This window comes from Paracoccus sp. AK26 (assembly GCF_011801365.1).
Classification (GTDB): domain Bacteria; phylum Pseudomonadota; class Alphaproteobacteria; order Rhodobacterales; family Rhodobacteraceae; genus Paracoccus; species Paracoccus aerius.
Genome location: NZ_CP041041.1, coordinates 776,902 through 802,601 on the forward strand (window position 1 = coordinate 776,902; position 25,700 = coordinate 802,601).

The following is a 25,700-nucleotide window of genomic DNA, read 5'->3' on the forward strand; positions in this document are numbered from 1 at the left end:
GGGCGAGACAGGGGGCCGACCCCCGCAATCCGAATTGAGACGACCGATGCTTTCTGTGCTGCGAACCACTTGGCCGCTGTTCCTGGGGATCCTGCTGCTGATGGTCGGCAACGGGATGCAGGGCACGCTGCTGGGCATCCGCGGCGGCATCGAGGGGATCCCCACCTTCCAGATGTCGGTCGCGATGTCGGGTTACTACGCGGGCTTCCTGCTGGGCAGCCTGTCGGTGCCGGCGCTGATCAAGAACGTGGGCCATGTGCGGGTCTTCGCGGCGCTCGGGTCGATGATCTCGTCCGTGCTGGTGCTTTATTCGGTCGAGCCCAACTGGATCTGGTGGACCATCCTGCGCCTGATCATCGGCTATTGCTTCTGCGGGGTCTACATTACCGCCGAAAGCTGGCTGAACGCGGGGTCCACGAACGAGAACCGCGGCCAGACCCTGTCGGCCTACATGATCGTGCAACTGCTGGGGATTGTGGCGGCGCAGGCGCTGCTGAATGTCAGCGATCCGGGCGGATACACGCTGTTCATCGTCGCGTCCGTCCTGGTGTCCTTCGCGTTCATGCCGATCCTTCTGTCGGCGCGTCCTGCGCCGCAGTTCCAGACCATCAAGCGCATGACGTTCAGGCAGCTTTACCGCGCCTCGCCGCTGGGATGCGTGGGCATCTTCCTGATCGGCGGGGTCTTTGCGGTTCTCTCCGGCATGTCGTCGGTCTGGGGCGCGGCCATCGGCCTGTCGGTCGCCCAGATCTCGATCTTCGTGGCGGCAAGCTATGCGGGCGGTCTGGTGATGCAGTATCCGATCGGCTGGATTTCGGACCGCTATGACCGTCGCAAGCTGGTGCTGATGCTGTCCGCAGTCGGGGCTGCGACAGGGGTCGCGGTCCTTGCCGCGCAGCCCGGCACGCTGGGGCTGGTGGTCGCGGGCGCGCTGATGGGCGGGCTGGTCAACCCGATCTATGCGCTGCTGCTGGCCTATACCAACGACTACCTGGACCAGACGGACATGGCGGCGGCCTCGGCCGGGCTGCTGTTCATCTATGGCATCGGATCGATGGGCGGTCCGGTCATCACCGGCTGGCTGATGGAGGTCATCGGTCCCGACGGGTTCTGGGTCTACATGGGCCTGCTGCTGGCGCTGCTGACGGTTTATGCCGGCTGGCGCACCACCCGCCGCCGCGCCCTGACGCCCGAGGAGCAGGGCAACTTCGCCGTCATCACGCCCAACGCCACGACCATCGCCATCGAGGCTGCGTTGGACGAGAAGCAATCCGACCCAGGCGAGCGCAAGGCTGCTGACGCCGCGTAACCGGCCTGCTTGTTCCCCCTGCCGGATTGGTTTAACGCTGAACTATCGTGACCAGACGAGGGAAACCTATGGCCCAGAATTTCGACATGGTGGTGATTGGCGCAGGGCCCGGCGGCTATGTCGCCGCGATCCGCGGCGCGCAACTGGGCCTGAAGGTGGCCTGCATCGAACGCGAGCACCTGGGCGGCATCTGCCTGAACTGGGGCTGCATTCCTACCAAGGCGCTGCTGCGGTCGGCCGAGGTGTTCCACCTGATGCACCGCGCCAAGGACTTCGGGCTGTCGGCTGAGGGCATCGGCTTTGACCTGGAAAAGGTCGTGGCCCGGTCCCGCGGCGTCGCCAAGCAGCTGACCGGCGGCATCGGCCACCTGTTCAAGAAGAACAAGGTCACCACCATCATGGGAGAGGCGCGGCTGGTTGCCCCCGGCAAGGTCAGCGTCAAGACCGACAAGGGGGCCGAGGAGGTCACGGCCAAGTCCATCGTCCTTGCCACCGGCGCGCGGGCCCGCGAACTGCCGGGGCTGGAGCCTGACGGAAAGCTGGTCTGGAACTACAAGCACGCGCTTGTGCCGCCGCATATGCCGAAAAAGCTGCTGGTCATCGGTTCGGGCGCCATCGGCATCGAATTCGCCAGCTTCTTCAATACACTGGGCGCCGATACCACGGTGGTCGAGGTGATGGACCGCGTCCTGCCGGTCGAGGATGCGGAAATCAGCGCCTTCGCCAAGAAGCAGTTCGTCAAGCAGGGCATGAAGATCCTGGAAAAGGCGACCGTGAAAAAGCTGGACCGCAAGGGCGGCACGGTGACGGCGCATATCGAAAGCAATGGCAAGACCGAGACGCAGGACTTCGACACGGTGATTTCCGCCGTGGGCATCGTTGGCAACGTGGAAAACCTCGGCCTGGAAGACCTGGGCGTGAAGATCGACCGCACCCATGTCCTGACCGACGAATACTGCCGCACCGGGGTCGACGGGCTTTATGCCATCGGCGACGTGGCGGGCGCGCCCTGGCTGGCGCACAAGGCCAGCCATGAAGGCGTGATGGTGGCCGAGCTGATCGCGGGCGGGCACCCGCATCCGGTCAAGCCGTCGTCCATTGCCGGTTGCACCTATTGCCACCCGCAGGTGGCATCCGTCGGCCTGACCGAGGCCAAGGCCAAGGAACTGGGCCATGACGTCAAGGTCGGCCGCTTCCCCTTCGTCGGCAACGGCAAGGCCATCGCGCTTGGCGAACCGGAAGGCATGATCAAGACTGTCTTCGATGCCAAGACGGGCGAATTGCTGGGCGCGCATATGGTGGGCGCCGAGGTGACCGAACTGATCCAGGGCTATGTCATCGGTCGCCATCTTGAAACGACCGAGCAGGATCTGATGGAGACGGTGTTCCCCCACCCGACCTTGTCCGAGATGATGCACGAATCCGTTCTGGACGCTTACGGCCGGGCGATCCACTTCTGAAAACCGTTGCGCGGGGCGGGGCTGCAACGCCCGCCCCGTCAATCCTGCGTTAACCGTTTGGTAACTATCCCTTCACCCATGCGCCTGCCGCGGCTGAAGGAGATAGGTCATGAACATCGCAATCACCAACGGGCTTCTGCTGATGCCGCCCGCCTTCCGGGGCGGCCTGGCCACCTGGTCGCGCACCGACGGCACGCCCGGCAGCCCCACCTGGGGAACGGCAGACAACGCGGCGCTTGTGCCCGCCGACCAGGACTTCGGCACCTGCCTCGAGGTGATGAAGCAGCAGACCACGACATCGATCCGCTTCATGGGCGAAACGCCGATTATCCCGGGCGTCTATCTGCGCGTCTCGGCCCGGATCAAGGCGGTGGCGGGGGCGCTGTGTTCGGCGCGCATCGCGGGCTGGGCGGGCAGCGGGTCGCGGGCGCGGGTGACGGGGCTTGTCGATGTCGGTCCGACCGTGCCCCTGACCACCTATGGCGACGTGGTCGAGATCAGCGCCATCGTCGGCATAGGCTCGCGCCGCGGCGTGGACATGGCCTGGGGCACGGGCCCCGTCTATGGCCATTTCGGGCTGGATCTGGTGGGCGCCAACGGCGGGGCCTTCCGCATTGAATCGATCCGGATCGAGGATGTGACGTCGGCCTTCATCCCCTCGCTGATCGACTGGGTGGACGTGCGCGACTTCGGCGCGCGGGGCGACGGCGTCACAAACGACCGCGCAGCCTTCATCGCCGCCGACCAGGCGGCGAATGGCGGGTCGATCCTGGTCCCGGAAGGCACGTTCTTCATCAGCGGCGACCTGGGTATCAGCAGCCCGATCCGCTTCAGGGGAACCATTCGCACGCCTGATTCGACGCGGGTGTCGTTTTTGCAAAGCTTCGACTTCCCCACCTATGCGGACGCCTTCGGCAGCGAGACGCTGGGCATGAAGAAGGCGCTGCAGGCGCTGTTCGGCTATACCGACCATGTGTCGCTGGACCTCTGCGGTCGCCGGGTCGACCTCGACGAACCGCTGGTGGTGGGGGCGCTGGCGCCGGACCTGACCGGCTTTTCCAATCGTCGCGTGATCTGCAACGGCAGCATCAGCGCCAAGGCCGGCCTTGCCTGGGACACTGGCCGCTGGACCAGCACCGGCACCTATGACCCGGCCCAGCCCCTGCGGCTTGCCAATGTCGCCAACGTCGCCGCGATCGAGGTCGGCAGCCGCGTCATCGGCCCCGGCGTGGGCCGCGAGGTCTATGTTAACGCCCGCGACATCGCCGCGCGCACCTTGACCCTGTCGCAGCCGCTGCATGGTGGGGCGGGGACGCGAGGCTATTCCTTCGAACGATATCGCTACATGTTCGACTTCTCGGGGGTCGAGGTGTCGCGGCTGAATTTCGTCGATCTGGACCTGAACTGCGAAGGGGTCGCCAGCGGCATCATGCTGCCGCCCAAGGGGGAAATGATCGCGCTGCGCGACTGCTACCTGACCAAGCCCAGGGACCGGGGAATCACATCCATCGGGCGGGGCTGCCAGGACATGCTGGTGGACCGCTGCCAGTTCCTGTCGAACGAGATGGACCTGCCCGCCCAGCAGCGCACCACCGTGGCCATCAACGTGAACGCCAATGACGTGAAGATGCGCGACAACCGCTTTGTCCGTTTCGCGCATTTCATGGTGGCGAATGGCGGCGGGCACATCATTTCGGGCAACCACTGGTTCCAGGGCGACGGCTCGGGCGACGGCTTGCGCTATGCCGGGCTGGTGCTGACCCGGCCCAATGTGCAGACGACGATCAACGGCAATTACATCGACAACGCCTCGATCGAATGGACGAACGAACACAGCGAGCAGCCGAACTTCACGGGCAACGAGTACAGCTTCGGCGGGCTGACGATCAACGGCAACACCTGCCTGTGCAGCAATACCGCCCCCTGGTTCACCTGGCTGACCATCAAGCCCTATGGCACCGGCCATTTCATCCACGGCCTGACCGTGACCAGCAACGTCTTCAAGGCGCTTTACGGCGACGTGGACCGGATCGAGCGGGTCGATACCTCGGTCGCGGATCTGAACTACAACAACATGCGCAACCTGCAGTTCGAGGGGAACACCTTCAACGGGGTGAAAAGCTATGTCTCGAACCCGCTGATGCTGCAGCACAACCAGACTTCGACCTCGACCAGTTGGACGCTGCCGGTGATCGAGGGGCTGCCCTTCAAGGGCTGGGCCAAGTCGGTGCAGTCGGTGATTGCCGAAACGGCCATCACCAATGCCGCGGGGGCGCGGGTCGATACGGCGCCCTGGGTCCAGACGGAGATCGGGACGACCAAGCGCCAGCTTCGGCTGAACTGGCCTTCTGCGGTGCGGGGCAGGGTGACGGTCTACGCGCGGATGGACCGCCCGCAATAAGTCACTCGACCGAACCGCTGGCCGCCGCGAACCCTCGCGGCGGCCTTGTCATGCGCCAAGATCCGCAGGCGTCAGGCGAAAAGCCGCACCGAAGCCCGCGTTCAGGAAGCCTGCCACCGGCCGCAGGTACCAGAAGCGGAAGTCCGGCAGGTCGATGAACACGGTCGCCTTGGGATGGGCGCGAAGCCAGCGGTCGCGCGGTTGTCCCGGTTCCTCGATCACGCTGGCCATGACCTGCAGCGACAGGCGCGGCCAGGTCATGGGATCGCCTTTCGCGCCTGGCTCATCCAGCAGCAGGGCGGCGCGCGGATCTGCGGCAAGCGCGCGGCTGTGGATTGCCAGTCCCGACAAAAGCGCCACCGGCAGGCCGGTCGAATCGGCCTGGCAGGCGATGCGCGACAGATGCGGATGACCTGTGGCCGGGTCGTTCACCGCCAGCACCGCATGACGCATCCGGGCCAGCATGTCGCGGGCCTGGTCGCGTGCGCGCGGGTCGCTGTCCTGGATCGGGGCGCGTGACATGGCGACAGGCTGCAGCGCGGGACAAGTTTGTGCAACCGTTGTGAAGGATTTACAATTCATAGAACATAATGGTCAAGTAATTCACAGAAAAAGCGTTTTGATAAAAACACTTAACAGAATGCTTCCGATGTGATTAACATCCTCAAGGGAGCGCCTGGAAGGGCTGCCGGGACTGCGCAGACGGCAAGGACCAGCGGCCAGATGTCAAGCGAAGGGGAAGCCATGACAACCGAAACGATTCAAAAGCATCCGATACCTGCGGGTTTTGCGGGTGCGCATGTTGGTCCTGGGGATTATGCGCGTCTTTACGCCGAATCGGTGGCTGATCCCGAATCGTTCTGGGGCCGGGAAGGGCGGCGGCTGGACTGGATCCATCCCTACAGCACGGTCAAGAACACCGACTTCACCTTTGGCAAGGTCTCGATCAAGTGGTTCGAGGACGGGATCCTCAACGCCTCGGTCAACTGCGTCGACCGCCACCTGCCCAAGCGCGCCCACCAGACCGCGATCATCTTCGAGCCCGACGATCCCGCCACGCCCGCCCAGCACATCACCTATGCCCAGCTGTCGGAAAAGGTGAACCGCTTCGCCAACGTGCTTTTGTCCCAGGGCATCATGCGCGGCGACCGGGTGGTGATCTATCTGCCGATGATCCCCGAGGCGGCCTATGCGATGCTGGCCTGCGCGCGGATCGGGGCGATCCATTCCATCGTGTTCGCGGGCTTCTCGCCCGATGCGCTGGCCAACCGCATCAACGACTGCGGCGCCAAGGTGGTGATCACCGCCGACACCGCGCCGCGCGGCGGGCGCCGCACCAACCTCAAGTCGAACACCGACGCCGCCCTGCTGCACTGCTCGGACCGGGTGCGCTGCCTGGTGGTCAAGCATACCGGCGACCAGACCACCTGGATCGAGGGCCGCGACGTGGATGTGAAGGCGCTGATGGAGACGGTGGCGCCCGACTGCCCGCCCCGTCCCATGGGGGCCGAGGATCCGCTGTTCATCCTTTATACCTCGGGGTCCACCGGCAAGCCCAAGGGCGTCGTGCACACCACCGGCGGCTATCTGGTCTATGCCGCGATGACGCATCAATACACCTTCGACTATCGCGACGGCGACGTCTTCTGGTGCACGGCCGACGTGGGCTGGGTCACCGGCCACAGCTATATCGTCTATGGCCCCCTGGCCAATGGCGCCACCACCGTGATGTTCGAGGGCGTGCCCACCTGGCCCGATGCCGGCCGCTTCTGGGAGGTCTGCGCCAAGCACAAGGTCACCCAGTTCTACACCGCGCCGACCGCGATCCGGTCGCTGATGGCCAAGGGCACCGATCCCATCGGGGGCCACGACCTGTCGTCCCTGCGCATCCTGGGCACGGTGGGCGAGCCGATCAACCCCGAGGCCTGGACCTGGTACAACGACAATATCGGCAAGAACCGCTGCCCGATCGTGGACACCTGGTGGCAGACCGAGACCGGCGGCCACCTGATCACGCCCTTGCCCGGCGCCACCGAAACCAAGCCCGGCTCGGCCACGCTGCCCTTCTTCGGCATCAGGCCGGTGATCCTCGATCCCGCGACCGCCCAGGTCCAGGACGGCAACCCGGCCGAGGGCGTCCTGTGCATCGCCGACAGCTGGCCCGGCCAGATGCGCACGCTCTGGGGCGACCACGGGCGGTTCCAGGAGGCCTATTTCCAGCAATATCCGGGCTACTACTTCACCGGCGACGGCTGCCGGCGCGACGAGGACGGATACTACTGGATCACCGGGCGGGTGGACGACGTGATCAACGTCTCGGGCCACCGCATGGGCACGGCCGAGGTCGAGAGCGCGCTTGTGGCCCATGAAAAGGTCGCCGAGGCCGCGGTGGTGGGATACCCCCACCCGCTGAAGGGGCAGGGCATCTATGCCTATGTGACGCTGATGAACGGCGTCGAGCCCTCGGACGAGCTGCGCGGCGAGCTTGAGAAATGGGTCCGCACCGAGATCGGCCCCATCGCCAAGCCCGACGTGATCCAGTGGGCGCCCGGCATGCCCAAGACCCGCTCGGGCAAGATCATGCGCCGCATCCTGCGCAAGATCGCCGAAAACGACTACAGCAGCCTCGGCGACATCTCCACCCTCGCCGAACCCGAAGTCGTCGACGACCTCATCCAGAACAGGATGAACAGAGGGTGAAAAAAGGGGGCTAGTCCCTCTGCATCCACGACAGCGCGGCATCCGAAGGAGGATCGGGTGCTGCAAGACCAGCCCGACAGAAAAGGCAGCGCGCTGTTCCGGCAAGGCCCGGAACGCGGCCGGGAAAGGCTTGCCCGCTGCCCATGCCTGATGGGATCCCATGCCGGCGCAACGCCGGTTCAACAGGAGGAGGAATGATGGCTTATGCATCGCCCGACGCGACGACCCGTTCGCGTCCCATGACGTCCGAGGAAAAGAAGGTCATCCTGGCCTCGTCCGCGGGCACGATCTTCGAATGGTATGACTTCTACCTGTATGGTTCGCTGGCGGCGATCATCGGGGCGCAGTTCTTTACCGCCTTCCCCGAGGCCACCCGGAACGTCTTCGCGCTTCTGGCCTTTGCCGCAGGCTTCCTAGTCCGTCCCTTTGGCGCGCTTGTCTTTGGCGCCCTGGGCGACCTGATCGGCCGGAAATACACCTTCCTGGCCACCATCCTGATCATGGGCTTCTCGACCTTCCTGGTCGGCCTTCTGCCGGGCTATGCGTCCTGGGGGATCGCCGCGCCGATCATCCTGATCGTGCTGCGAATGCTGCAGGGCCTGGCGCTTGGGGGCGAATATGGCGGCGCGGCGGTCTATGTGGCCGAACATGCCCCGGCCAATCAGCGCGGCTATTTCACGGCGTTCATCCAGACCACGGCCACGCTGGGCCTGCTGCTGTCGCTGGTCGTGATCCTGCTGGTCACGTCCTATGTGAACGCGAATTATCCCGCCGTGCCGCAACTGGGCCTGGACGGGCAGCCGCTGCTGGACGCCGCCGGCGCACAGGTCATGCTGGAGCCCTTCAAGGCCTGGGGCTGGCGCATCCCGTTCCTGGGCTCGGTCTTCCTGCTGCTGATCTCGCTGTATATCCGCCTGCAGATGAACGAATCGCCTGCCTTCAAGAAGATGAAGGAAGAAGGCGCGCAGTCGAAAGCCCCGCTGAAGGAAGCCTTCGGCAACTGGAAGAACGGCAAGATCGCCCTGATCGCGCTGCTGGGCCTGACGGCCGGCCAGGCCGTGGTCTGGTATTCGGGCCAGTTCTACGCGCTGTTCTTCATCCAGAACGTCGTGAAGGTCGACCAGTTCAGCGCCAACGTCTTCGTGGCCTGGTCGCTGATCCTGGGCACCGCGGGCTTCATCTTCTTCGGCTCGCTGTCCGACCGCATCGGCCGCAAGCCGATCATCCTGGGCGGCTGTGCCCTGGCTGCGGCGACCTACATGTGGGTCTTCCCGATGCTGACCAGCGTCGCGAACCCCGCGCTGGCCGCGGCGCAGAACACGCCTGTCACGGTCACGGCCGCGCCCGACGACTGCTCGTTCCAGTTCAACCCGGTGGGCACCGCGCAGTTCAACAACAGCTGCGACATCCTGAAGGCGGCGCTGTCGAAATCATCGGTCAACGTCCAGGAAACGGTGGATGCTCCGGCGGGCACCGTGGCGTCGGTCAGCATCGGCGAAACCGTTGTGCAGTCCTATGACGGCAACACGCTGACGGGCGACGCCCTGGCCGCCGAAAAGGCACGCTTCACGGCCGAGGTGAACGCGGCCCTGACCGCCGCCGGTTATCCGCTGACGGCGGCGGACAATACCACGGTTGCCAAGGCCAGCCACTTCTTCGACATCTTCAAGGCTCAGAACATCCAGATCGTTTTGATCCTGACCTATCTGATCGTTCTGGTGACGATGGTCTATGGCCCGATCGCGGCCCAACTGGTCGAGCTTTACCCGACCCGCATCCGCTATTCCGGCCTGTCGCTGCCCTATCACATCGGCAACGGCTGGTTCGGCGGCCTGCTGCCCGCGACTGCCTTCGCGATCTCGGCCCAGACCGGCAACATCTATGCGGGCCTGTGGTATGCGATCGTGATCGCCGTGATGACGGTGATCATCGGCACCCTGTTCGTGCCGAACGACAGCCACAAGAAGGACATCTTCGCAGACGACAACGTCTGACCGATGACGGCCGGTCCGGGGTTGCCCCGGTCCGGCCTTTTACCCCTAGCAGAGGAAGGCTTGGCCCATGGCGCGCATTCTGGTTGTCGAGGACGAGGACAACATCGCCGTGGCCCTGGAGTTCCTTTTGGCGCGCGAGGGCCACGTCCATTCGCGCCATGCTGAAGGCGGCACCGCGTTAAGCGCGATCCGCAGCGAGCGCCCGGATCTTGTGTTGCTGGACGTGATGCTGCCCGACATCTCGGGCTACGAGGTCGTGGAAAAGCTGCGCGCCGATCCGGGCCTGTCGGGCGTCCGCATCCTTCTGATGACCGCGCGCGGGTCCATCGTCGAAAAGCGGCGCGGGCTGGCGCTTGGGGCGGACGGCTTCATCGCGAAGCCCTTCGAACTGTCGGAACTGCGGGCCGAGATGACGCGCCTGCTAAGCTGACGATCAGCGCCGCGCCGTCCACAGCGACCATGCGCCAAGCCCCAGGGCGATATAGGCGGCATTGACCAGAAGGCCCGCCAGAACCTGCTGCATCACCGGCTCGGGGCGGGGGCTGGTGCCGGTCATGGGGATGATGACCGCCACGAACAACGCGCCCGCAGCCAAGGGCAGCAGCATCCCGGTAATGGGGCGGTTGCGTAGCGTCGTCAGCAGCAGCATCACCAGCAGGCCGATGCGGAAGATGTCGCCTGCCTGCGCCGCCAGCAAATCGCCCATGTCCTTCATCCCCTTGCGTTTTCCGCAGCCTAGCCCGTGCGGTCCGGGCGGGTCCAGAGCCTATAGCGGAATTTCGGGCTGGTCCGGGTCCACCGGAACCGAGGGTGTTACATCGCCGTCTGCCGAAGGGGCATCGGGCAGCGGCGGGGGCGGTGGAGCGTCGGCTCTGCGGCGGATCAGGATGTCGCCATTCTCCAGCCGCTCGGGCGCCTGGTAATTGCCCAGGTCGTCCACCAGCACGGCCAGGTCCTGAAGGACCGGGCGAAGGTCGGTCAGCGCATTGCCCATGCCCTGTCCCAACTGGTCAAGCTGGGGGCCGAATTCGGTCCACAGGTTTTCGGCGATGATGCCCAGGCCCCGCTCGATCAGGCCAAGGCCTTCCTGGGTCTCGGTTTGCGCCACAACCGGGGCGGGAAAGGCCAGAAGGCCAAGGACCAGATAGCGATGCATGATCACCCCCGCAGGCAGACCGTCGGACAGGGACGATGCTACGCCCGCAGGGCAGGCCTGTCGAGGCGCGCAAATGGAAAAGGGCCGGCCAAAAGGCCAGCCCTTTAAACCGTGACGGAACCGGAGTTCCGCTTCGGATATCAGCTGTCGTCGTCGTCCGAAGCAACGGCGGCGATGACGCCCAGCAGCAGCAGGGCCGGGACAACCAGACCAGCGTTGGTCGAAGCGGGACGCTCCTCCACAACGACGGGCTCGACGTCGACGACGGGGGCGACATAGCCACCAGCCAGAGCCGAAGTGGCGGTCAGGCCGAGAGCGGCAGCGAAAGTAGCGAATTTGGTCATGATCATGCTCCGTTTCGTTGAAGGCTGCCGTCACCGGCAACATCGAGGCGACAGTTACACAATCCCCAGACGTTTGAAAGCTGCATTGGTTCAAATCCGTCGCTGGTTCATGCTGACTGTTGCATATTGGCCAACACCCCCCGCGGCCCCTGGTTCCGGCCCTGCAACGGGCGCCGCAGGGGGTGTGGCATTCCTGCACTAGGCGCGGCGAAACACCTGTGAAAACGCGAAAAACGCGGCGGCGGCGGTGATGATCGAGGGGCCTGCCGGGGTGTCCAGATACAGGCTGGCCGTCAGCCCGCCCATGACCGCCAGGGCGGCGATCAGCACGGCGTTGCCGACCATCCGTTCGGGGCTGCGCGACAATCCGCGGGCGGCGGCGGCAGGAACGATCAGCATGGCGGAAATCAGCAGCGATCCGACCACTCGAATCGACAGGGCCACTACAACCGCAAGGGCAATGGACAGCACCAGCCTTTCGACTCGGGGGTCGATGCCGGCGGCCATCGCCAGTTCCTCGTTCAGCGAGGCTGTCAGCAGGCGCTGCCACCGCCAGGCCAGCAGCGCCAGCACGCCGGCCGCGCCCGCCCAGATCAGCGCCAGATCGCCCCGGCCTACCGCCAGGATGTCGCCGAACAGATAGGCCGACAGGTCCGACCGGGCCTGCGGCACGAAGCTGATCGCCACAAGGCCGATCGCCAGTGCGGAATGCGACAGCACGCCCAGCATCGTGTCCATCGACTGTCCGCGCGTCACCAGGCCCGAAATCGTGACCGCCATGGCCGCCGCGACCAGCGTGGTCCCCGCATAGATCGAGATCTGGAAGGCCAAACTGACGGCCACGCCCAACATCGCCGCATGGGCGGTGGCATCCCCGAAATAGGCCATGCGCCGCCAGACGACGAAGCTGCCCAGGGGACCAGCCACCGCCGCGATGCCCAAGCCCGCCAGCATCGCGCGCATGAAGAAGTCGTTCAGCATCAATGCGCCCCGGCGTGGTGGTGGTGATCGTGGTCATGATCGTGGTGGTGGCGATACAGGGCCAGCGTTCCCTCGGCCTCGGCCCCGAACAGGGCGCGGTATTCGGGGGCGCTGCTGACGTGCTGGGGGGTGCCCTCGCAGCAGACATGGCCGTTGAGGCAGATCACCCGGTCAGAGGCGCGCATCACCACCAGAAGGTCGTGGCTGACCATCAGGACGGCCGCGCCGGTTTGGCGGCGCACCTCCTCGATCAGCTTGTAGAAGGCCACGATGCCGGGCTGGTCCAGCCCCTGGGTCGGCTCGTCCAGGACCAGAAGCTGCGGGTCGTGCAGCAAGGCGCGGGCCAGCAGGACACGCTGGAACTGGCCGCCTGAAAGCTGCGTCAGCTGGCGGGCCTCGAGCCCCTCGACCCCGGTGCGGGCCAAGGCGCGGGCGGCATCCCCGTCGCTGACGCGCAGGGGCAGGGACAGGAAGCGGCGCACGGTCATCGGGATCGTGGTATCCACCTGCACGCGCTGCGGGACATAGCCGATCCGCAGCCCCGACTTGCGTTCAACATGGCCCGCCGCCAGCGGCATATGTCCCAGCAGCGCGCGCACCAGCGACGACTTGCCCGAACCGTTCGGCCCGACGACCGTCACGATCTCTCCGGACCGGATCTGGAAGTCGACGCCTTGCAGAACGGTTTCGGATCCGCCGGGACGCAGGATCGTCAGGCCGCTGGCCTGAATCAGGGCGGTCATGGCCGTGCCGCGCCGGCGCAGGCGGGGCAGAGGCCAAGGGCCTCGATCGTGGCGCGTTCCACCTGGAAACCGGACTCGGCGGCCAGTTCCGTCAGCGCATCGCGCACGGGCGCGGCGGGCAGTTCGGCCAGCATGTCGCATTCCCGGCAGATCAGGAAGGCGGGCGCATGGTCATGGCCTGGATGCAGGCAGGCGGCGAAGGCGTTCAGCCGCTGCAGGCGATGGGCCAGCCCGTGTTCCACCAGGAACTCCAGGGCGCGATAGGCGACCGGCGGCTGGCGGCCGAAACCCTCGGCGGCCAGGCGGTCCAGCACCTCATAGGCGCCCATCGCGCGATGCGATTCCAGCAGGATCTCCAGCGTCCGCTGCCGCACGGGGGTCAGGCGGGCGCCATTGGCGGCCAGACGGTCGCGAGCCTGGTCCAGCACGCGCGCCTCGCAGGCGCGGTGGTCATGCGGGGCAAAGGCAGAATGAGGATCGTGATGGGCCAATCTTGTTACTTTATCACATTATGTTTGACTTGTTATCATGTAACATGAATAAGCACGGCCCTGCAAGAAACCAACCTGTCGAGGTGACATGATGCGCATGATCCTTTCCGCCCTGGGCCTTCTGGCCGCCGGTCCAGCCCTGGCCGAACCGCCGCAAGTGGTGGTTGACACGCCCGTCACCGCCTCGCTTGTCCAGCAGGTGATGGGGGATCTTGGGCAGGTGCAGGTGCTGCTGCCAAAGGGGGCAAGTGCACATCACCACCAGATGCGTCCGTCCGATGCGCGCGGGCTTCAGGAGGCCGGGCTGCTGGTCTGGACCGGGCCGGAACTGACGCCCTGGCTGGACCGCGCCGCGTCCTCGGTCGCCGGCGATGTCGCGCAACTGCGCCTGCTCGAGGTGCCGGGCACCTACCTGCGCGGTTACGACGAGAGTCATGACCACGGCCATGAGGAACATGGGCACGGGGATGGCTCGGGGCATGGCGACGACCATGCACATGACCACGACCACGCACATGATCACGCACATGGTGACGATCACGCGCATGATGACGGCGATCATCACGCGCATGGCGATGTCGATCCCCATGCCTGGCTGGACCCCCAGAACGCCCGCCTCTGGATTGCCGCCATTGCCGAAACGCTGGCCGAGGCCGATCCCGACAATGCGGCCGCCTACAGGCAGAATGCGGAAACGGCAGGCGAAGGCATCCTCCGGCTCGAGGAAGACCTGCGCGCGCAGCTTCAGCCCCACGCCATGGGCAGCTTTGTCGTCTTCCACGACGCTTATGGCTATTTCACCGATCACTTCGGCCTTCAGCCCGCCATCGCCGTTTCCCTTGGCGACGCCAGCACCCCGTCCGCGGCAAGGCTGAACGAGATTCGCGCCCGCATTGCCCAGTCCGGCGCCCACTGCGCCTTTCCCGAATATGGCAGCGACCCGAAACTGGTCCAGGCCGTCACGGAAGGCAGCACCGTTCGGGCCGGGCGCGAACTGATGCCCGAAGGCGGAGATCTGGAGCCGGGCCCCGGACTTTACGCGCAGATCCTGGGCGAGATGGGCGGGGCCATCGCGGATTGTCTGTCACAGTGACCTGACCCCTCCAAAAATTTCCGACTCTTTTACTTTGACAATCCAGACTGAATTGGTCAGATTTCGGGTGAAGGAAGACGGACCCCATTTTCGAGAGGCTGATCATGACCGCAGTACGTCCCGCAGACTTCGCGCAACCCGGCACCAGCGTCCTGGCCCGGATCCCGCAGCATGACGCGACCCAGCTGACCCGCGGGGGCAACCAGGCCCTGATCATCCTGGACGACCAGATCTATCAGCTTCGCATCACCCGCGCCGGCAAGCTGATCCTGACGAAATAGGAAAGGCCGCCCCGGACGCATGGCGCGATCCGGGCGGCAGGCCTGTCAGCCGCGCGGCTTGCTGCCGGGACGGCCGCCGCCCGAACCACCTGGCCGTCCGCCGGGCTTGCCGGAAAAGCGCGGCTTGTCGCCGCCGGCACCGCCGCGCGCGGGCTTCGGCCCGCCCGGTTTTCCAAAGGGCTTGCGATCCCCAGCCGGCTTGCCGCCCGGACGAGGACCGTCGCCCCGAGGCTTGAAGCCGCCCGGGGCCTGGTCGCCGCGCGGCTTGAACCCCTTGTCGCCGGGTTTTCCCTCTCCGCGCGGCTTGAAGCTCCGCCCGGCGTCATCGGCGTCGCGGCGGGGCTTGAACCCCCCTTCGGCACGATCCCCTCGGGGCTTGAAGCCACGCTCTCCCTCGGGACGATCGCCACGCGGCTTGTAGCTGCGCTCACCTTCGGGCCGATCCCCACGGGGCTTGAAACCACCTTCCGGACGATCCCCACGAGGCTTGAAGCCGCCCTCGGGCCGGTCACCACGGGGCTTGAAGCCGCCCTCGGGTCGGTCGCCGCGCGGCTTGTATCCGGGCTTGCCACCTTGGCCTTCGCGGTCAGGCTTGGTGAAACGGGGACGGTCACCAAAGGCCCCGTCGCGATCCGTGCGCGGCTTGTCGGACCAACTGCGGGCGGGGCGGTCGCCGTCGCCTTGCGGGCGCTTGGCGCGGAACTGGGGCCGGTCGCCGCCTTCCTCGGATCGGGGCTTGCCGGACCAGGGGCGCGTCGGGCGGTCGCCGTCCTCGCGCGGGCCGGACTTGCGGGCAAAGCGACTTTCGCCTTCGCCCCCTGACGCGCTGCGGAAGGTGCGGCGGGGCGCGTCACCGTCCTCGCGGCGCGGGCCACGCGAGCCTTCGGCGCCACGCGGGCGCATCTCGCGTTCCTTCGGAGGTGTTTCCTCGCCGGTCAGCAAGCCGCCAAGCTGGTCGCGCAGCACGCGCTTCTTGACCTCGACCACCTCGTTCTTCTCCATCCCGGTCAGCTTGAAGGGACCATAGCCGATTCGGATCAGCCGGTTCACCTGAAGCCCGACATGGGACATCGCGCGGCGGATTTCGCGGTTCTTGCCTTCGCGGATGCCGACGGTCAGCCAGGCATTCGCGCCTTGCTGGCTGTCCAGCTTGATTTCCATCGGGGCGAATTCCTCGCCGTCGATGGTCGCGCCGCGGCGCAGGGGGGCGAAGGTCATGTCGCTGGGCGTGCCGTTGACCCGCACGCGGTAACGCCGCAGCCAGCCGGTCGAGGGCAGTTCCAGCCGGCGCTTCAATTCGCCGTCGTTGGTCAGCAGCAGCAGACCTTCGGAGGTCAGGTCAAGCCGGCCCACGGTCATCACGCGCGGCAGGTCGCGGGGCAGGGCATCAAACACCGTCTGGCGGCCCTTTTCGTCGGATTCCGTCGTCACCAGGCCCAGGGGCTTGTAATACAGCCACAGCCGGGTTTCCTGCGGCTCGTCCAGCTTCTTGCCGTCCACGACGATGCGGTCGGTCGGCAGCACGTCAAGCGCCGGGCTGTCGATCTTCTTGCCGTTGACCCAAACACGACCTTCCAGGATCATCCGCTCGGCCTCGCGGCGGCTGGCGACGCCCGAGCGCGCCATCACCTTGGCAATGCGGTCGGGGGACTGGGCAGAGGCCGGGGTCTGGTCGGCGGATTTCGGGGCACTGTCGTCGGTCATGGCGATATCTCCTGCGCATCGCTGCGGTGGCAAAGCCGCGCTTCTATCGGGCGCGGCAGGGCATGGAAAGGGCGACTTGCATGGCTGCCGCGCCCTTGCGACAAGCGGGCATGACCCGCTTCACCTCTCATATGGCCCTGGCGCTTGACCAGGCAAGGGCCGCCGCCCGGCGGGGCGAGGTTCCGGTGGGCGCGGTCGTGGTGGCCCCTGACGGCAGCGTGGTGTCGGCGGCAGGAAACCGCACGCGCGAGTTGTCGGACCCGACTGCCCATGCCGAGATCCTGGCGATTCGCGATGCCTGCCGGGCCGCGGGGTCCGAACGGCTGCCCGGCCATGACCTGTGGGTCACACTGGAACCTTGTCCGATGTGCGCGGCGGCAATCTCGGCCGCGCGGATCGGGCGGCTTTATTACGGGGCCAGCGACGTGCGGATGGGGGGCGTGGAACATGGTGCGCGGGTGTTCGACCACCCGCAATGCCACCACCGTCCCGCCGTCTATGACGGCATCGGCGCAGACCCCGCGCGGGCGCTGTTGCAGGGGTTCTTCCAGACCCGCCGATGACGGTTGCACGCCCCGCGCGGCTCGCCTATACCGTTTCCGACGCGGGTGTAGCTCAATGGTAGAGCAGCAGCCTTCCAAGCTGAATACGTGGGTTCGATTCCCATCACCCGCTCCAACCATCATCCCTGACGGACATCACGGGCGCGCGGGCGGCCTGTCATAGGCGACGCTGTCCTTGCGAAGGACCGATTGCAGTTCCATCGTATCAGCGTCCACCCGCACCAGATGGCCCTGCACGATGGCATAGCGGCTGCCGCGCGGTTCGGTGCCCAGGCCGTATCGGCCGGGCTGTTCGATGAAATCCACAAGATCGGCGGGCAGCACCTCTCCGGGAACAAGGGGGACAGCCGCGGCGCGAACGGGATCGGCCCCGGCCCGGCCCTGGGCCTGCGGGGTCGGGCCTTCGAAGACCGTCAATCCGACGGCCGCTGCTGCGGCAGTCGCGATCATCATGACCTTGTGTATCATCGTCTCGCCGGTTCTTCTGTCCTTATCGTTCGAAAACAAGGCAAGGACTGCGGCGGTTCCATCGACGCGTCACAGTTCCGTCGCGTTAGCGGTTTTTTCCGGCGAAGCGTGGCAACATTGCCGAAAAGTCGCGGCCCCGGCCGTCTTCATGCTCGACGAACTGGTGATAAAGCTGTTGGGCAAGCGCACCCATCGGCGTGTCCGCCCCGGCCGAGGACGCAGCCGCCTGCGACAGATTCAGGTCCTTGAGCATCAGTTCCGCCGCAAAGCCGGGCTTGTAGTCATTGTCCGCGGGCGATTTCGGGCCGACGCCGGGCGCCGGGCAATAGGCGTTCATGGACCAGCTATAGCCGGACGAGGTGGACACCACGTCGAACATCTTCTGCCGGTCCAGGCCTAGCTTGTCGGCAAGCGCGAAAGCCTCGCAGGTGGCGATCATGGTGACGCCCAGGATCATGTTGTTGCAGATTTTTGCGGCCTGTCCCGCCCCTGCATCGCCGCAGTGGACGGCCTTCTGGCCCATGATGTCGAACAGCGGCTGGACGGTCGCGAAAGCATCGTCCGGCCCGCCCACCATGAAGGTCAGCGTGCCTGCCTGCGCGCCGCCGATCCCGCCGGACACGGGGGCGTCAAGCGCGGCCAGTCCCGCCGCCCGGGCCTGCTGGGCCACGGCGCGGGCGCTGTCCACGTCCACGGTGGAACAGTCGCACAGGACCGCGCCTGGCTTCATGGCCGGGATCACCTGGTCGGCCACCGCGCGCAGGATCTGGCCGTTGGGCAGCATGGTGATGACCACGTCCGCATCCGACGCGGCGGCGGCGGCACTGTCGGCCAGGGTCAGGCCATCGGGGCGGGCGGCGGTGTCGAAGCCCGTCACCTGATGCCCCGCCTGCGCCAGGTTCAGGGCCATCGGCGCGCCCATGTTGCCAAGCCCGATGAATGCGATCTTCATGCCCGTTCCTCCCAATCCAGCTCGTTCGGTCCAAGGGGCGCCAGCAGCGCCGCGACATTGTCGGGGCTGGCATCGGCCATCCACTTGGGCTTGCGGTCCTTGTCAATGATCTGCGCACGCACGCCTTCCAGGAAGTCGGTGTCCTGCGTCGCGCGATAGGTAAAGCGGTATTCGCGGGCCAGCGAGTCCTGCATCCGGCTGTCGTTCCGCGCTGCCCGCACCATGGCCAGACCCGCCGCCATCGACAGGGGCGAATTGGCGTGGAGGATCTTCAGCACCTGCGCGTTGCCGTCTTCCTCGAGCGCATCGATGATGTCGGGCACCGTCTCCGCGGCAAAGGGCGACAGATCCATCGTCCGCAGGGGGGCAGTGGGGGCGTGTGCACCTTCGATCAAGGACAGATCGCCCGTTTCCTCCAGCCGGGCGATCAGGTCGGGCCATTCGCTTTCGGGCAGGTAGGTGTCGGCAAAGCCCGCGTGGATCGCGTCGCCCGCGCCCATCCGCGCGCCCGTCAGCGCCAGGTATTCGCCGATCCGGCCCGGCGCGCGGGACAGAAGCCAGGTGCCGCCCACGTCGGGGATCAGGCCGATGCCGGATTCGGGCATGGCGATCTGGGTCGTGTCGCCCACGATGCGGTGGCTGGCATGGCCGCCCACGCCCACGCCGCCGCCCATCACGAAGCCCTGCATGAAGGCGACGATGGGCTTGGGATAATCGGCAATGGCCGCGTTCATGCGGTATTCGTCGGCAAAGAAGCGTTGCCCCGCCGCATGTTCGCCCGCCAGCCCGGCGCGATAGACGGCAGCGATGTCGCCGCCCGCGCAGAAGGCCCGGTCGCCTTCCGCGTCGATGATGACAAGCGCCACGTCCGGGTCGTCGCGCCAGCCGTCCAGGGCGCGGTGGATCGCCCTTGCCATCTCGTGGCTCAGGGCGTTCAGGGCCTTGGGCCGGGTAAAGGTGATGCGCCCGGCGCGGCCGGTCTTGCGGATGTTCAGATCGTCCACGTTCTACCCCCGTTCGGCCAGCATCGCCCGCGCGACGATCAGGCGCATGATCTCGTTCGTGCCCTCAAGGATCTGGTGGACGCGCAGGTCGCGCACGATCTTCTCGATCCCGTAGTCGGCCAGATAGCCATAGCCGCCATGCAGTTGCAGGCACTGGTTCGCGACCTCGAAGGCGCGGTCGGTCACGTGCAGCTTGGCCATCGCGCAGAACTTGGTGGCATCCGGGGCGCGGCTGTCAAGCTTCCAGGCCGCCTGGCGCAGGAAGATGCGCGCCGATTGCAGCGCCGTCTCGGCCTCGGCCAGGCGGAACTGCAGCGCCTGGAACTGGTCGAGACTTTGCCCAAAGGCGCGGCGCTCGCCCATATAGGCGACGGTCGCGTCAAGCGCCGCCTGCGCCCCGCCAAGCGCTGCCGCCGCGATGTTCAGCCGCCCGCCGTCAAGGCCAGCCATGGCATAGGCAAAGCCGCGGCCTTCCTCGCCCAGCAGGTGGTCGGCGGGAATGTCGCAGTCGTCGAACTGGACCTGCGCGGTGGGTTGGGCCTTCCAGCCCATCTTCTGTTCCAGGGCGCCGAAGGACAGGCCGGGGACGCCGTCGGGCACGATCACCGCGCTGATGCCCTTGGGACCGTCGGCCCCCGTGCGCACCATTGCGATATAGGCGTCGGAATAGCTGCCGCCCGAGATGAAGGCCTTTGTCCCGTTCAGCCGCCAGCCCGCATCCGTCCGGTCCGCCCGCGTCCGCAGGGCCGCCGCGTCCGAACCGCTGCCGGGTTCGGTCAGGGCATAGCTGAAGACCGTCTCCATGCTGCAAAGCCCCGGCAGCCAGCGGGCTTTGGCTTCGGGCGATCCGAACTTGTCGATCATGCCCCCGCACATGTTGTGGATCGACAGAAAAGCCGCGACCGAGGGGCAGGCCATGGCAAGCGCCTCGAACACAAGGGTGCCGTCCAGACGCGACAGGCCGGCCCCGCCGTATTCCTCGGACACGTAAAGCCCGCCAAAGCCCAGTTGCGCCACGTCGGCCCACAGATCGCGCGGGATGGTGCCGGCCTCTTCCCAGGCGCGGGCATGGGGGGCGATGCGGTCCTGGCCGAAGTCGCGCGCCATGTCGAAGATGGCCTGCTGTTCCTCGCTTGGTGCGAAGTCCATGTCCTCATCCCTCCCCTTAATTGAACATGCGTTTAATTGCCTCAGGATGCTGCCGCTGGCAAGGGTCACAGGCCGTGGTGGAACTCGGCCATCAGGTGGCGCACCAGTTCGACCATCGCTTCGTCGCGGGTGGCGCCTGCGGCCAGGGCGCGCGACAGGACGGCGCGTTGCCGTGCGGCCGATCCGCCCCCGGCCACCATGTCCCTGGCGCGGGCCACCTGGGGTTGGCAGCCCAGGGCATCGGCGTCCTGGGCAATCAGCGCCAGCCAGTCCTCGAGAGCCTGGGCAAAGGGGATGATCCGGCCCGCGCCGAAGTCGATGGGGCCTTCCGCCAGGCCATAGCGCGCGGCGCGCCAGCGGTTTTCCCCCAGCAGGAAGGGGTCGTATTGCCGCCACCGCTGGTTCTGGCGCGACAGGCGCCACAGCATCCGCAGCGTGGCCTGGTTCAGCGCGGCCAGCGTGACCGTGTCGTCCAGCCGGGGCGAGGCATCGCAGACCCGCGTTTCCAGCGTCGGGAACCGGGAAGACGGGCGCAGGTCCCACCAGATCTTGCTGCTGTCCTCGATCACGCCCAGGTCCACCAGCACCTGCACGGATCGTTCGAATTCGTCCCAACCACCGAACTGCGGGGGAAAGCCGGTCCGGGGCATCCCGCCGAAGACCGTGGTGCGATAGGACGCAAGCCCGGTATCGCTGCCCTGCCAGAACGGGCTTGATGCCGACAGCGCCAGCAGATGCGGCAGGAAATAGGTCAATTGGTTCATCAGGTCGATGCGCTGGGCGGGCGACGGTATGCCCACATGGACGTGCATCCCGCAGATCAGCATCCGGCGCGACACCGCACCCAAGGCCCGCGACAGTTGGTGATAACGGTCCTTGTCGGTGTGGAACTGGTCGCGCCAATCGGCAAAGGGGTGGCAGGAGGCCGAGATCGGGGCCAGCCCGTATTCCCCCGCGATCCGTGCCACGGTGCGGCGCAGATGGGCCAGATGGCCCCGCGCTTCGGCGATGTCGGCGGAAACGGGGGTCCCGACCTCGATCTGGCAGCGCAGGAACTCGGGGCTGACGCTGTCGCCCAGGGCGTCCCGGCAGGCAGCCATCAGCGCGTCGGGCGCCGGGGCCAGATCGCCCGTCTGCGGATCGACGAGAAGATATTCCTCCTCGATGCCAAGGGTGAAGTCGGGATCGTCGGACATGGGCTTCCTGTGCTGGCCTGGCGGGATGGAAACGCGCGGCTGCCGGCAATGCAAGGGGCGGATAAGGAAAAGGGCGGGGATGATCCCGCCCTTCGGCCTGTCAGTCCATGGCGCGGAAGTTGAACTCTCCGCCTTCCTTGATGCCCGAGGGCCAGCGGGCGGTGACCGTCTTGGTGCGCGTGTAGAAGCGGAAGGCGTCGGGGCCGTGCTGGTTCAGGTCGCCGAAGCCCGACTTCTTCCAGCCGCCAAAGGTGTGGTAGGCCAGCGGAACCGGGATCGGCACGTTGATCCCCACCATGCCGATGTTGATGCGGCTGGCGAAATCACGCGCCGTGTCGCCGTCGCGGGTATAGATCGCGGTGCCGTTGCCGTATTCGTGGCTCATCGCCAGGCCGATGGCTTCCTCGTAGGATCCGGCGCGGACGGTGGACAGGACGGGGCCGAAGATCTCGGTCTTGTAGATGTCCATGTCGGGGGTCACGCGGTCGAACAGGTGCGGGCCGACGAAGAAGCCGTTCTCGTATCCCTGCAGGTTGAAGTCGCGGCCGTCCACGACCAGTTCCGCGCCCTGGTCGATGCCCGACTGCACCAGCCGCAGGATGTTTTCCTTGGCCGCCCTGGTCACGACGGGGCCGTAATCCACGTCATTGCCGGCGGTCCAGGGGCCGACCTTCAGCTTCTCGATCCGCGGGACCAGACGCTCGATCAGCGCGTCGGCGGTCTTTTCACCCACGGGGACCGCGACCGAGATCGCCATGCAGCGTTCGCCCGCCGCGCCATAGCCCGCGCCCACAAGGGCGTCGGCCGCCTGGTCCAGATCGGCGTCCGGCATGATGATCATGTGGTTCTTGGCGCCGCCGAAGCACTGCGCCCGCTTGCCGGTCGCCGCCGCGCGTTCATAGATGTACTGCGCGATCGGGGTGGAACCCACGAAGCCCACGGCCTGGATCACCGGGTTGTCCAGGATCGCGTCCACGCTGTCCTTGTCGCCGTTGACGACCTGCAAGACGCCATCGGGCAGCCCGGCCTCCTGCAGCAGTTGCGCCAGCATCAGCGGCACGGAGGGGTCGCGTTCGGACGGCTTCAGGATCATCGCGTTCCCGGCAGCCAGGGCGGGGCCCATCTTCCACAAGGGGATCATGGCCGGGAAGTTGAAGGGCGTGATGCCCGCCACGACGCCCAGCGGCTGGCGCATGGAATACATGTCGATGCCGGGGCCGGCGCTGTCGGTGAATTCGCCCTTCAGCAGATGCGGCGCGCCGATGCAGAACTCGATCACCTCAAGCCCGCGCTGGATGTCTCCCTTGGCGTCGGGAAAGGTCTTGCCGTGTTCGCTGGACAAGGCCTCGGCCAGCTTGTCCATGTCGCGGTTGATCAGGCCGACAAAGGCCATCATCACGCGCGCACGGCGCTGCGGGTTGGTCGCACCCCAGGCCACCTGCGCCTCGGCGGCGCGGGCGACTGCGTGGTCAAGCTCGGCCTTGGTGGCCAGCGACAGGCGCGCCTGGACCTCGCCCGTGGCAGGATTGAAGACGTCGGAAAAGCGGCCCGAGGTGCCCTTGTATTCCTTGCCGTCGATCCAGTGGTGAATCTCTTTCATCACATCCTCCTTGTTTGGACGCAGCCTAGCCTTGCGGATTTGCCGGATAAAGAGGAAGGATGGCAAAGACATTTTGCGTTTTTGCAAAAGGGGCGGGCATGGACTGGGACGACCTGCGCATCTTCCTGGCGGTGTCGCGAACCGAAAGCCTTTCGGGCGCAGGGCGCAGGCTGGGGATGGATGCCTCCACCATCGGGCGGCGCATCGCACGGCTGGAACGGGCGGTGGGTGCTGCGCTGTTCGCCAAGACGCCGCAAGGCTATGTCCTGACGGCCGAGGGCGCGCGGCTGGTTGCCCCCGCCGAGGCCGCCGAGCAGGGGGCCAATGCCGCGGCCGAGGCGGTAAGGCACGAGGCCGGGCTGACAGGCCAGCTTCGCATCGGCGCGCCGGACGGTTGCGCCAATTACCTGCTGCCGCAGGTGGCGCGCGATCTGTGCGCCGCCCATCCGGGGCTGGAGATCCAGATTGTCGCCTTGCCCAGGGTCGTGAACCTGACCAAGCGCGAAGCCGACATGGCCGTCGCGGTTTCGCCCCCGGACACGGGGCGGCTGACCGTGCAGCGGCTGGCCGATTACCACCTGCACCTGGCCGCGCATGAGGATTACCTGCGCGACACGCCCCCGATCCGCGACCTGCCAGACCTGCGGCACCACCGGATGATCGGCTATATCCCCGACATGATCTTCGACCGCGAACTGGACTATCTGTCGGAAACCGGGGTGCAGGTGGCGGCGATCACCTCGAACTCGGTGTCGGTGCAGATGCAGGCGATCCGGGCGGGGGCGGGGGTCGGGATCGTCCATGACTTCGCCATTCCCTTTGCGCCCGGTGTCCGGCTGGTGCTGCCGGACCGCATCGCGCTGAAGCGCAGCTTCTGGTTGATCCGCCACGCCGACGACCGCGCCTCGCGTCGCTTGTCGCTGCTGGCCGACCTGTTGGCGCAAGGCCTGCGGGCCGAGGTGGCGCGCCTTGAATCGCTGCTGGCCGTTCCGCGCCTTTGTCGGACTTGACGGATCACGATTCCGGGAAAAGGATGGCCGTGAAGCACGTCGCCAAGAAAGGATGCACCATGCTCGTCAATCAGTTGCTGTCGATGAAATCCAGCTCGGGCAAGCCGGGAATCGAGGCGCAGACGATCCTGACCATCCGGCCTGACGCAACTCTCGGCGAGGCGGTCAAGATGCTGGCCGAACAGCGCATCGGCGCGGTCGTGGTGTCCGACGACGGCAGGAAGCCGCAGGGGATCCTGTCGGAACGTGACGTCGTGCGCCAGCTTGGCAAGCACGGCCCCGAGGTGCTGTCCACCCCCATCGCCGAGGTCATGACGCGCGAGGTGCAGACCTGCGCGATGAGCGACGACGCCCTGGCGATCCTGGAACGCATGACCCAGGGCCGCTTCCGCCACATGCCGGTGGTGGACGGCGACGGCAACATGCTGGGCGTCGTCTCCATCGGCGATGCGGTCAGCGGGCGGCTGAAGGAACTGGCGGCCGAGAAAGAGGCCCTGACCGGCATGATCATGGGCGCCTGACGCGGCGCCCCAACCGCTTGCCATCCCGGCAGAAATCGGCTTTCCCTGCGCGGCAGGCAAGCATAAGGACGCCCGTTCATGCGCATCGGTCTTTATCCCGGCACCTTTGATCCGATCACGCTGGGCCATGTCGACATCATCCAGCGCGCAATGGCCTTGGTGGACCGGCTGGTGATCGGCGTCGCCATCAACCGGGACAAGAAGCCGCTGTTCGACCTCGAGGAGCGGGTCGCGATGGTGCAGGCCGAATGCGACCAGATCGCCAGCCGCACCGGGGGCGAGATCGTCGTCCATCCGTTCGAGAACCTGCTGATCGACTGCGCCCGCGACGTGGGCGCCCAGGTCATCGTGCGCGGCCTGCGGGCGGTCGCGGATTTCGAATACGAGTTCCAGATGGTCGGCATGAACCGCGCCCTTGATGCCAGCATCGAGACGGTCTTCATGATGGCCGATGCCCGCCGCCAGGCCATCGCCTCGAAGCTGGTCAAGGAAATCGCGCGGCTGGGGGGCGACGTGTCCAAGTTCGTGACCCCCCCGATCCAGCAGGCCCTTGCAGACCGCTTTCGCGGATAAGGCTTGC

Annotated in this window: 26 protein-coding genes and 1 tRNA gene; 13 read left to right on the forward strand and 14 right to left on the reverse strand. The window is 66.4% G+C overall.

Features of this window, described 5'->3' with window-relative positions:
- The first annotated feature begins 46 nt into the window (after nucleotides 1–46).
- The 3 genes from FIU66_RS03780 (at nucleotide 47) to FIU66_RS03790 (ending at nucleotide 5,170) form a co-directional block, all read left to right on the forward strand.
- Entirely contained in the window at nucleotides 47–1,309 is a 1,263-nt protein-coding gene (locus tag FIU66_RS03780; protein WP_167621468.1) for an MFS transporter, read from the forward strand.
- Between the two features lie 68 nt (nucleotides 1,310–1,377).
- The gene (lpdA, locus tag FIU66_RS03785) at nucleotides 1,378–2,769 is read left to right on the forward strand and encodes a dihydrolipoyl dehydrogenase (RefSeq protein WP_167621469.1); all 1,392 of its coding nucleotides are present in this window, start codon (nucleotides 1,378–1,380) and stop codon (nucleotides 2,767–2,769) included.
- 109 nt (nucleotides 2,770–2,878) lie between these two features.
- The gene (locus FIU66_RS03790) at nucleotides 2,879–5,170 is read left to right on the forward strand and encodes a glycosyl hydrolase family 28-related protein (RefSeq protein ID WP_167621470.1); all 2,292 of its coding nucleotides are present in this window, start codon (nucleotides 2,879–2,881) and stop codon (nucleotides 5,168–5,170) included.
- A gap of 48 nt (nucleotides 5,171–5,218) precedes the next feature.
- On the opposite strand, the gene FIU66_RS03795 is transcribed toward FIU66_RS03790, so the two are convergent.
- The gene (locus FIU66_RS03795) at nucleotides 5,219–5,692 is read right to left on the reverse strand and encodes a pyridoxamine 5'-phosphate oxidase family protein (RefSeq protein ID WP_167621471.1); all 474 of its coding nucleotides are present in this window, start codon (nucleotides 5,690–5,692) and stop codon (nucleotides 5,219–5,221) included.
- A gap of 222 nt (nucleotides 5,693–5,914) precedes the next feature.
- Between FIU66_RS03795 and acs the strand changes: the two genes are divergently transcribed.
- The 3 genes from acs (at nucleotide 5,915) to FIU66_RS03810 (ending at nucleotide 10,294) form a co-directional block, all read left to right on the forward strand.
- Entirely contained in the window at nucleotides 5,915–7,870 is a 1,956-nt protein-coding gene (gene acs, locus FIU66_RS03800; protein ID WP_167621472.1) for an acetate--CoA ligase, read from the forward strand.
- A gap of 194 nt (nucleotides 7,871–8,064) precedes the next feature.
- Nucleotides 8,065–9,864, forward strand: a complete 1,800-nt coding sequence (locus FIU66_RS03805) for an MFS transporter (RefSeq protein ID WP_229849317.1) — start codon at nucleotides 8,065–8,067, stop codon at nucleotides 9,862–9,864.
- Between the two features lie 67 nt (nucleotides 9,865–9,931).
- Nucleotides 9,932–10,294: a response regulator transcription factor gene (locus tag FIU66_RS03810; protein ID WP_167621473.1), complete on the forward strand. Its 363-nt coding sequence runs from the start codon at nucleotides 9,932–9,934 to the stop codon at nucleotides 10,292–10,294.
- Nucleotides 10,295–10,297: 3 nt separating this feature from the next.
- Here FIU66_RS03810 and FIU66_RS03815 read toward each other — a convergent pair whose 3' ends face one another.
- The 6 genes from FIU66_RS03815 to FIU66_RS03840 all read right to left on the reverse strand — a co-directional run bounded on the left by FIU66_RS03815 (nucleotide 10,298) and on the right by FIU66_RS03840 (nucleotide 13,579).
- On the reverse strand, nucleotides 10,298–10,570 hold the full coding sequence (locus FIU66_RS03815) for a hypothetical protein (protein ID WP_167621474.1): 273 nt from the start codon (nucleotides 10,568–10,570) through the stop codon (nucleotides 10,298–10,300).
- Between the two features lie 60 nt (nucleotides 10,571–10,630).
- Complete coding sequence (locus FIU66_RS18105) at nucleotides 10,631–11,020, reverse strand: AAA+ family ATPase (RefSeq protein ID WP_240544728.1); 390 nt, start codon at nucleotides 11,018–11,020, stop codon at nucleotides 10,631–10,633.
- A gap of 140 nt (nucleotides 11,021–11,160) precedes the next feature.
- A complete protein-coding gene (locus FIU66_RS03825; RefSeq protein ID WP_370463831.1) occupies nucleotides 11,161–11,364 on the reverse strand; it encodes a hypothetical protein in 204 nt (67 codons plus the stop codon).
- Nucleotides 11,365–11,562: 198 nt separating this feature from the next.
- Entirely contained in the window at nucleotides 11,563–12,345 is a 783-nt protein-coding gene (locus tag FIU66_RS03830) for a metal ABC transporter permease (RefSeq protein ID WP_167621475.1), read from the reverse strand.
- Nucleotides 12,345–13,088 (reverse strand): metal ABC transporter ATP-binding protein, encoded by a 744-nt coding sequence (locus FIU66_RS03835; RefSeq protein WP_167621476.1) that lies wholly within the window; start codon nucleotides 13,086–13,088, stop codon nucleotides 12,345–12,347. The genes FIU66_RS03830 and FIU66_RS03835 overlap by 1 nt, the downstream gene beginning before the upstream one ends.
- Entirely contained in the window at nucleotides 13,085–13,579 is a 495-nt protein-coding gene (locus FIU66_RS03840; RefSeq protein WP_167621477.1) for a Fur family transcriptional regulator, read from the reverse strand. The genes FIU66_RS03835 and FIU66_RS03840 overlap by 4 nt, the downstream gene beginning before the upstream one ends.
- Nucleotides 13,580–13,676: 97 nt before the next feature.
- Between FIU66_RS03840 and FIU66_RS03845 the strand changes: the two genes are divergently transcribed.
- Both FIU66_RS03845 and hemP read left to right on the forward strand, forming a co-directional pair.
- Complete coding sequence (locus FIU66_RS03845) at nucleotides 13,677–14,672, forward strand: zinc ABC transporter substrate-binding protein (protein WP_240544729.1); 996 nt, start codon at nucleotides 13,677–13,679, stop codon at nucleotides 14,670–14,672.
- A 104-nt stretch (nucleotides 14,673–14,776) separates the two neighbouring features.
- A complete protein-coding gene (gene hemP, locus FIU66_RS03850; RefSeq protein ID WP_167621478.1) occupies nucleotides 14,777–14,953 on the forward strand; it encodes a hemin uptake protein HemP in 177 nt (58 codons plus the stop codon).
- Nucleotides 14,954–14,998: 45 nt separating this feature from the next.
- On the opposite strand, the gene FIU66_RS03855 is transcribed toward hemP, so the two are convergent.
- Nucleotides 14,999–16,657 carry a pseudouridine synthase gene (locus tag FIU66_RS03855; RefSeq protein ID WP_167621479.1) on the reverse strand — a complete coding sequence of 553 codons (1,659 nt, stop codon included), beginning with the start codon at nucleotides 16,655–16,657 and terminating at the stop codon, nucleotides 14,999–15,001.
- 80 nt (nucleotides 16,658–16,737) lie between these two features.
- On the opposite strand from FIU66_RS03855, the gene FIU66_RS03860 reads away from it, so the two are divergent.
- Both FIU66_RS03860 and FIU66_RS03865 read left to right on the forward strand, forming a co-directional pair.
- Nucleotides 16,738–17,220, forward strand: a complete 483-nt coding sequence (locus FIU66_RS03860; protein WP_229849321.1) for a nucleoside deaminase — start codon at nucleotides 16,738–16,740, stop codon at nucleotides 17,218–17,220.
- Between the two features lie 41 nt (nucleotides 17,221–17,261).
- A tRNA-Gly gene (locus FIU66_RS03865) sits at nucleotides 17,262–17,335 on the forward strand.
- Nucleotides 17,336–17,355: 20 nt separating this feature from the next.
- Here FIU66_RS03865 and FIU66_RS03870 read toward each other — a convergent pair.
- From FIU66_RS03870 to FIU66_RS03895, 6 genes are all read right to left on the reverse strand, one after another.
- The gene (locus FIU66_RS03870; protein ID WP_167621481.1) at nucleotides 17,356–17,673 is read right to left on the reverse strand and encodes a hypothetical protein; all 318 of its coding nucleotides are present in this window, start codon (nucleotides 17,671–17,673) and stop codon (nucleotides 17,356–17,358) included.
- A gap of 100 nt (nucleotides 17,674–17,773) precedes the next feature.
- Complete coding sequence (mmsB, locus tag FIU66_RS03875; RefSeq protein WP_167621482.1) at nucleotides 17,774–18,640, reverse strand: 3-hydroxyisobutyrate dehydrogenase; 867 nt, start codon at nucleotides 18,638–18,640, stop codon at nucleotides 17,774–17,776.
- Nucleotides 18,637–19,644, reverse strand: coding sequence for an enoyl-CoA hydratase/isomerase family protein (locus FIU66_RS03880; RefSeq protein WP_167621483.1), 1,008 nt, complete (start codon nucleotides 19,642–19,644; stop codon nucleotides 18,637–18,639). The genes mmsB and FIU66_RS03880 overlap by 4 nt, the downstream gene beginning before the upstream one ends.
- A gap of 3 nt (nucleotides 19,645–19,647) precedes the next feature.
- Complete coding sequence (locus FIU66_RS03885) at nucleotides 19,648–20,793, reverse strand: acyl-CoA dehydrogenase family protein (protein ID WP_167621484.1); 1,146 nt, start codon at nucleotides 20,791–20,793, stop codon at nucleotides 19,648–19,650.
- A 65-nt stretch (nucleotides 20,794–20,858) separates the two neighbouring features.
- Nucleotides 20,859–21,989, reverse strand: a complete 1,131-nt coding sequence (locus tag FIU66_RS03890) for a carboxylate-amine ligase (protein ID WP_167621485.1) — start codon at nucleotides 21,987–21,989, stop codon at nucleotides 20,859–20,861.
- A 100-nt stretch (nucleotides 21,990–22,089) separates the two neighbouring features.
- On the reverse strand, nucleotides 22,090–23,589 hold the full coding sequence (locus FIU66_RS03895) for a CoA-acylating methylmalonate-semialdehyde dehydrogenase (protein ID WP_167621486.1): 1,500 nt from the start codon (nucleotides 23,587–23,589) through the stop codon (nucleotides 22,090–22,092).
- Nucleotides 23,590–23,687: 98 nt separating this feature from the next.
- Here FIU66_RS03895 and FIU66_RS03900 point away from each other — a divergent pair, with 98 nt between their 5' ends.
- The 3 genes from FIU66_RS03900 (at nucleotide 23,688) to coaD (ending at nucleotide 25,693) form a co-directional block, all read left to right on the forward strand.
- Nucleotides 23,688–24,599 (forward strand): LysR family transcriptional regulator, encoded by a 912-nt coding sequence (locus tag FIU66_RS03900; protein ID WP_167621487.1) that lies wholly within the window; start codon nucleotides 23,688–23,690, stop codon nucleotides 24,597–24,599.
- Nucleotides 24,600–24,658: 59 nt separating this feature from the next.
- Nucleotides 24,659–25,120: a CBS domain-containing protein gene (locus tag FIU66_RS03905; protein WP_167621488.1), complete on the forward strand. Its 462-nt coding sequence runs from the start codon at nucleotides 24,659–24,661 to the stop codon at nucleotides 25,118–25,120.
- Between the two features lie 78 nt (nucleotides 25,121–25,198).
- Nucleotides 25,199–25,693, forward strand: a complete 495-nt coding sequence (coaD, locus tag FIU66_RS03910; protein WP_167621489.1) for a pantetheine-phosphate adenylyltransferase — start codon at nucleotides 25,199–25,201, stop codon at nucleotides 25,691–25,693.
- The last annotated feature ends 7 nt before the right edge of the window (nucleotides 25,694–25,700 follow it).

Bases quoted from the DNA above. Each gene is read 5' to 3' on its own strand.
- hemP (WP_167621478.1), top strand. From the start codon at position 14,777: ATGACCGCAGTACGTCCCGCAGACTTCGCGCAACCCGGCACCAGCGTC.
- FIU66_RS03830 (WP_167621475.1), bottom strand. From the start codon at position 12,345: ATGCTGAACGACTTCTTCATGCGCGCGATGCTGGCGGGCTTGGGCATC.
- mmsB (WP_167621482.1), bottom strand. From the start codon at position 18,640: ATGAAGATCGCATTCATCGGGCTTGGCAACATGGGCGCGCCGATGGCC.
- FIU66_RS03900 (WP_167621487.1), top strand. From the start codon at position 23,688: ATGGACTGGGACGACCTGCGCATCTTCCTGGCGGTGTCGCGAACCGAA.
- FIU66_RS03855 (WP_167621479.1), bottom strand. From the start codon at position 16,657: ATGACCGACGACAGTGCCCCGAAATCCGCCGACCAGACCCCGGCCTCT.
- FIU66_RS03890 (WP_167621485.1), bottom strand. From the start codon at position 21,989: ATGTCCGACGATCCCGACTTCACCCTTGGCATCGAGGAGGAATATCTT.
- FIU66_RS03895 (WP_167621486.1), bottom strand. From the start codon at position 23,589: ATGAAAGAGATTCACCACTGGATCGACGGCAAGGAATACAAGGGCACC.
- FIU66_RS03810 (WP_167621473.1), top strand. From the start codon at position 9,932: ATGGCGCGCATTCTGGTTGTCGAGGACGAGGACAACATCGCCGTGGCC.
- acs (WP_167621472.1), top strand. From the start codon at position 5,915: ATGACAACCGAAACGATTCAAAAGCATCCGATACCTGCGGGTTTTGCG.
- FIU66_RS03845 (WP_240544729.1), top strand. From the start codon at position 13,677: ATGATCCTTTCCGCCCTGGGCCTTCTGGCCGCCGGTCCAGCCCTGGCC.
- FIU66_RS03870 (WP_167621481.1), bottom strand. From the start codon at position 17,673: ATGATGATCGCGACTGCCGCAGCAGCGGCCGTCGGATTGACGGTCTTC.
- FIU66_RS03885 (WP_167621484.1), bottom strand. From the start codon at position 20,793: ATGGACTTCGCACCAAGCGAGGAACAGCAGGCCATCTTCGACATGGCG.
- FIU66_RS03835 (WP_167621476.1), bottom strand. From the start codon at position 13,088: ATGACCGCCCTGATTCAGGCCAGCGGCCTGACGATCCTGCGTCCCGGC.
- coaD (WP_167621489.1), top strand. From the start codon at position 25,199: ATGCGCATCGGTCTTTATCCCGGCACCTTTGATCCGATCACGCTGGGC.
- FIU66_RS03815 (WP_167621474.1), bottom strand. From the start codon at position 10,570: ATGGGCGATTTGCTGGCGGCGCAGGCAGGCGACATCTTCCGCATCGGC.
- FIU66_RS03805 (WP_229849317.1), top strand. From the start codon at position 8,065: ATGATGGCTTATGCATCGCCCGACGCGACGACCCGTTCGCGTCCCATG.
- FIU66_RS03825 (WP_370463831.1), bottom strand. From the start codon at position 11,364: ATGACCAAATTCGCTACTTTCGCTGCCGCTCTCGGCCTGACCGCCACT.
- FIU66_RS03790 (WP_167621470.1), top strand. From the start codon at position 2,879: ATGAACATCGCAATCACCAACGGGCTTCTGCTGATGCCGCCCGCCTTC.
- FIU66_RS03905 (WP_167621488.1), top strand. From the start codon at position 24,659: ATGCTCGTCAATCAGTTGCTGTCGATGAAATCCAGCTCGGGCAAGCCG.
- FIU66_RS03860 (WP_229849321.1), top strand. From the start codon at position 16,738: ATGGCTGCCGCGCCCTTGCGACAAGCGGGCATGACCCGCTTCACCTCT.
- FIU66_RS03780 (WP_167621468.1), top strand. From the start codon at position 47: ATGCTTTCTGTGCTGCGAACCACTTGGCCGCTGTTCCTGGGGATCCTG.
- FIU66_RS18105 (WP_240544728.1), bottom strand. From the start codon at position 11,020: ATGCATCGCTATCTGGTCCTTGGCCTTCTGGCCTTTCCCGCCCCGGTT.
- FIU66_RS03795 (WP_167621471.1), bottom strand. From the start codon at position 5,692: ATGTCACGCGCCCCGATCCAGGACAGCGACCCGCGCGCACGCGACCAG.
- lpdA (WP_167621469.1), top strand. From the start codon at position 1,378: ATGGCCCAGAATTTCGACATGGTGGTGATTGGCGCAGGGCCCGGCGGC.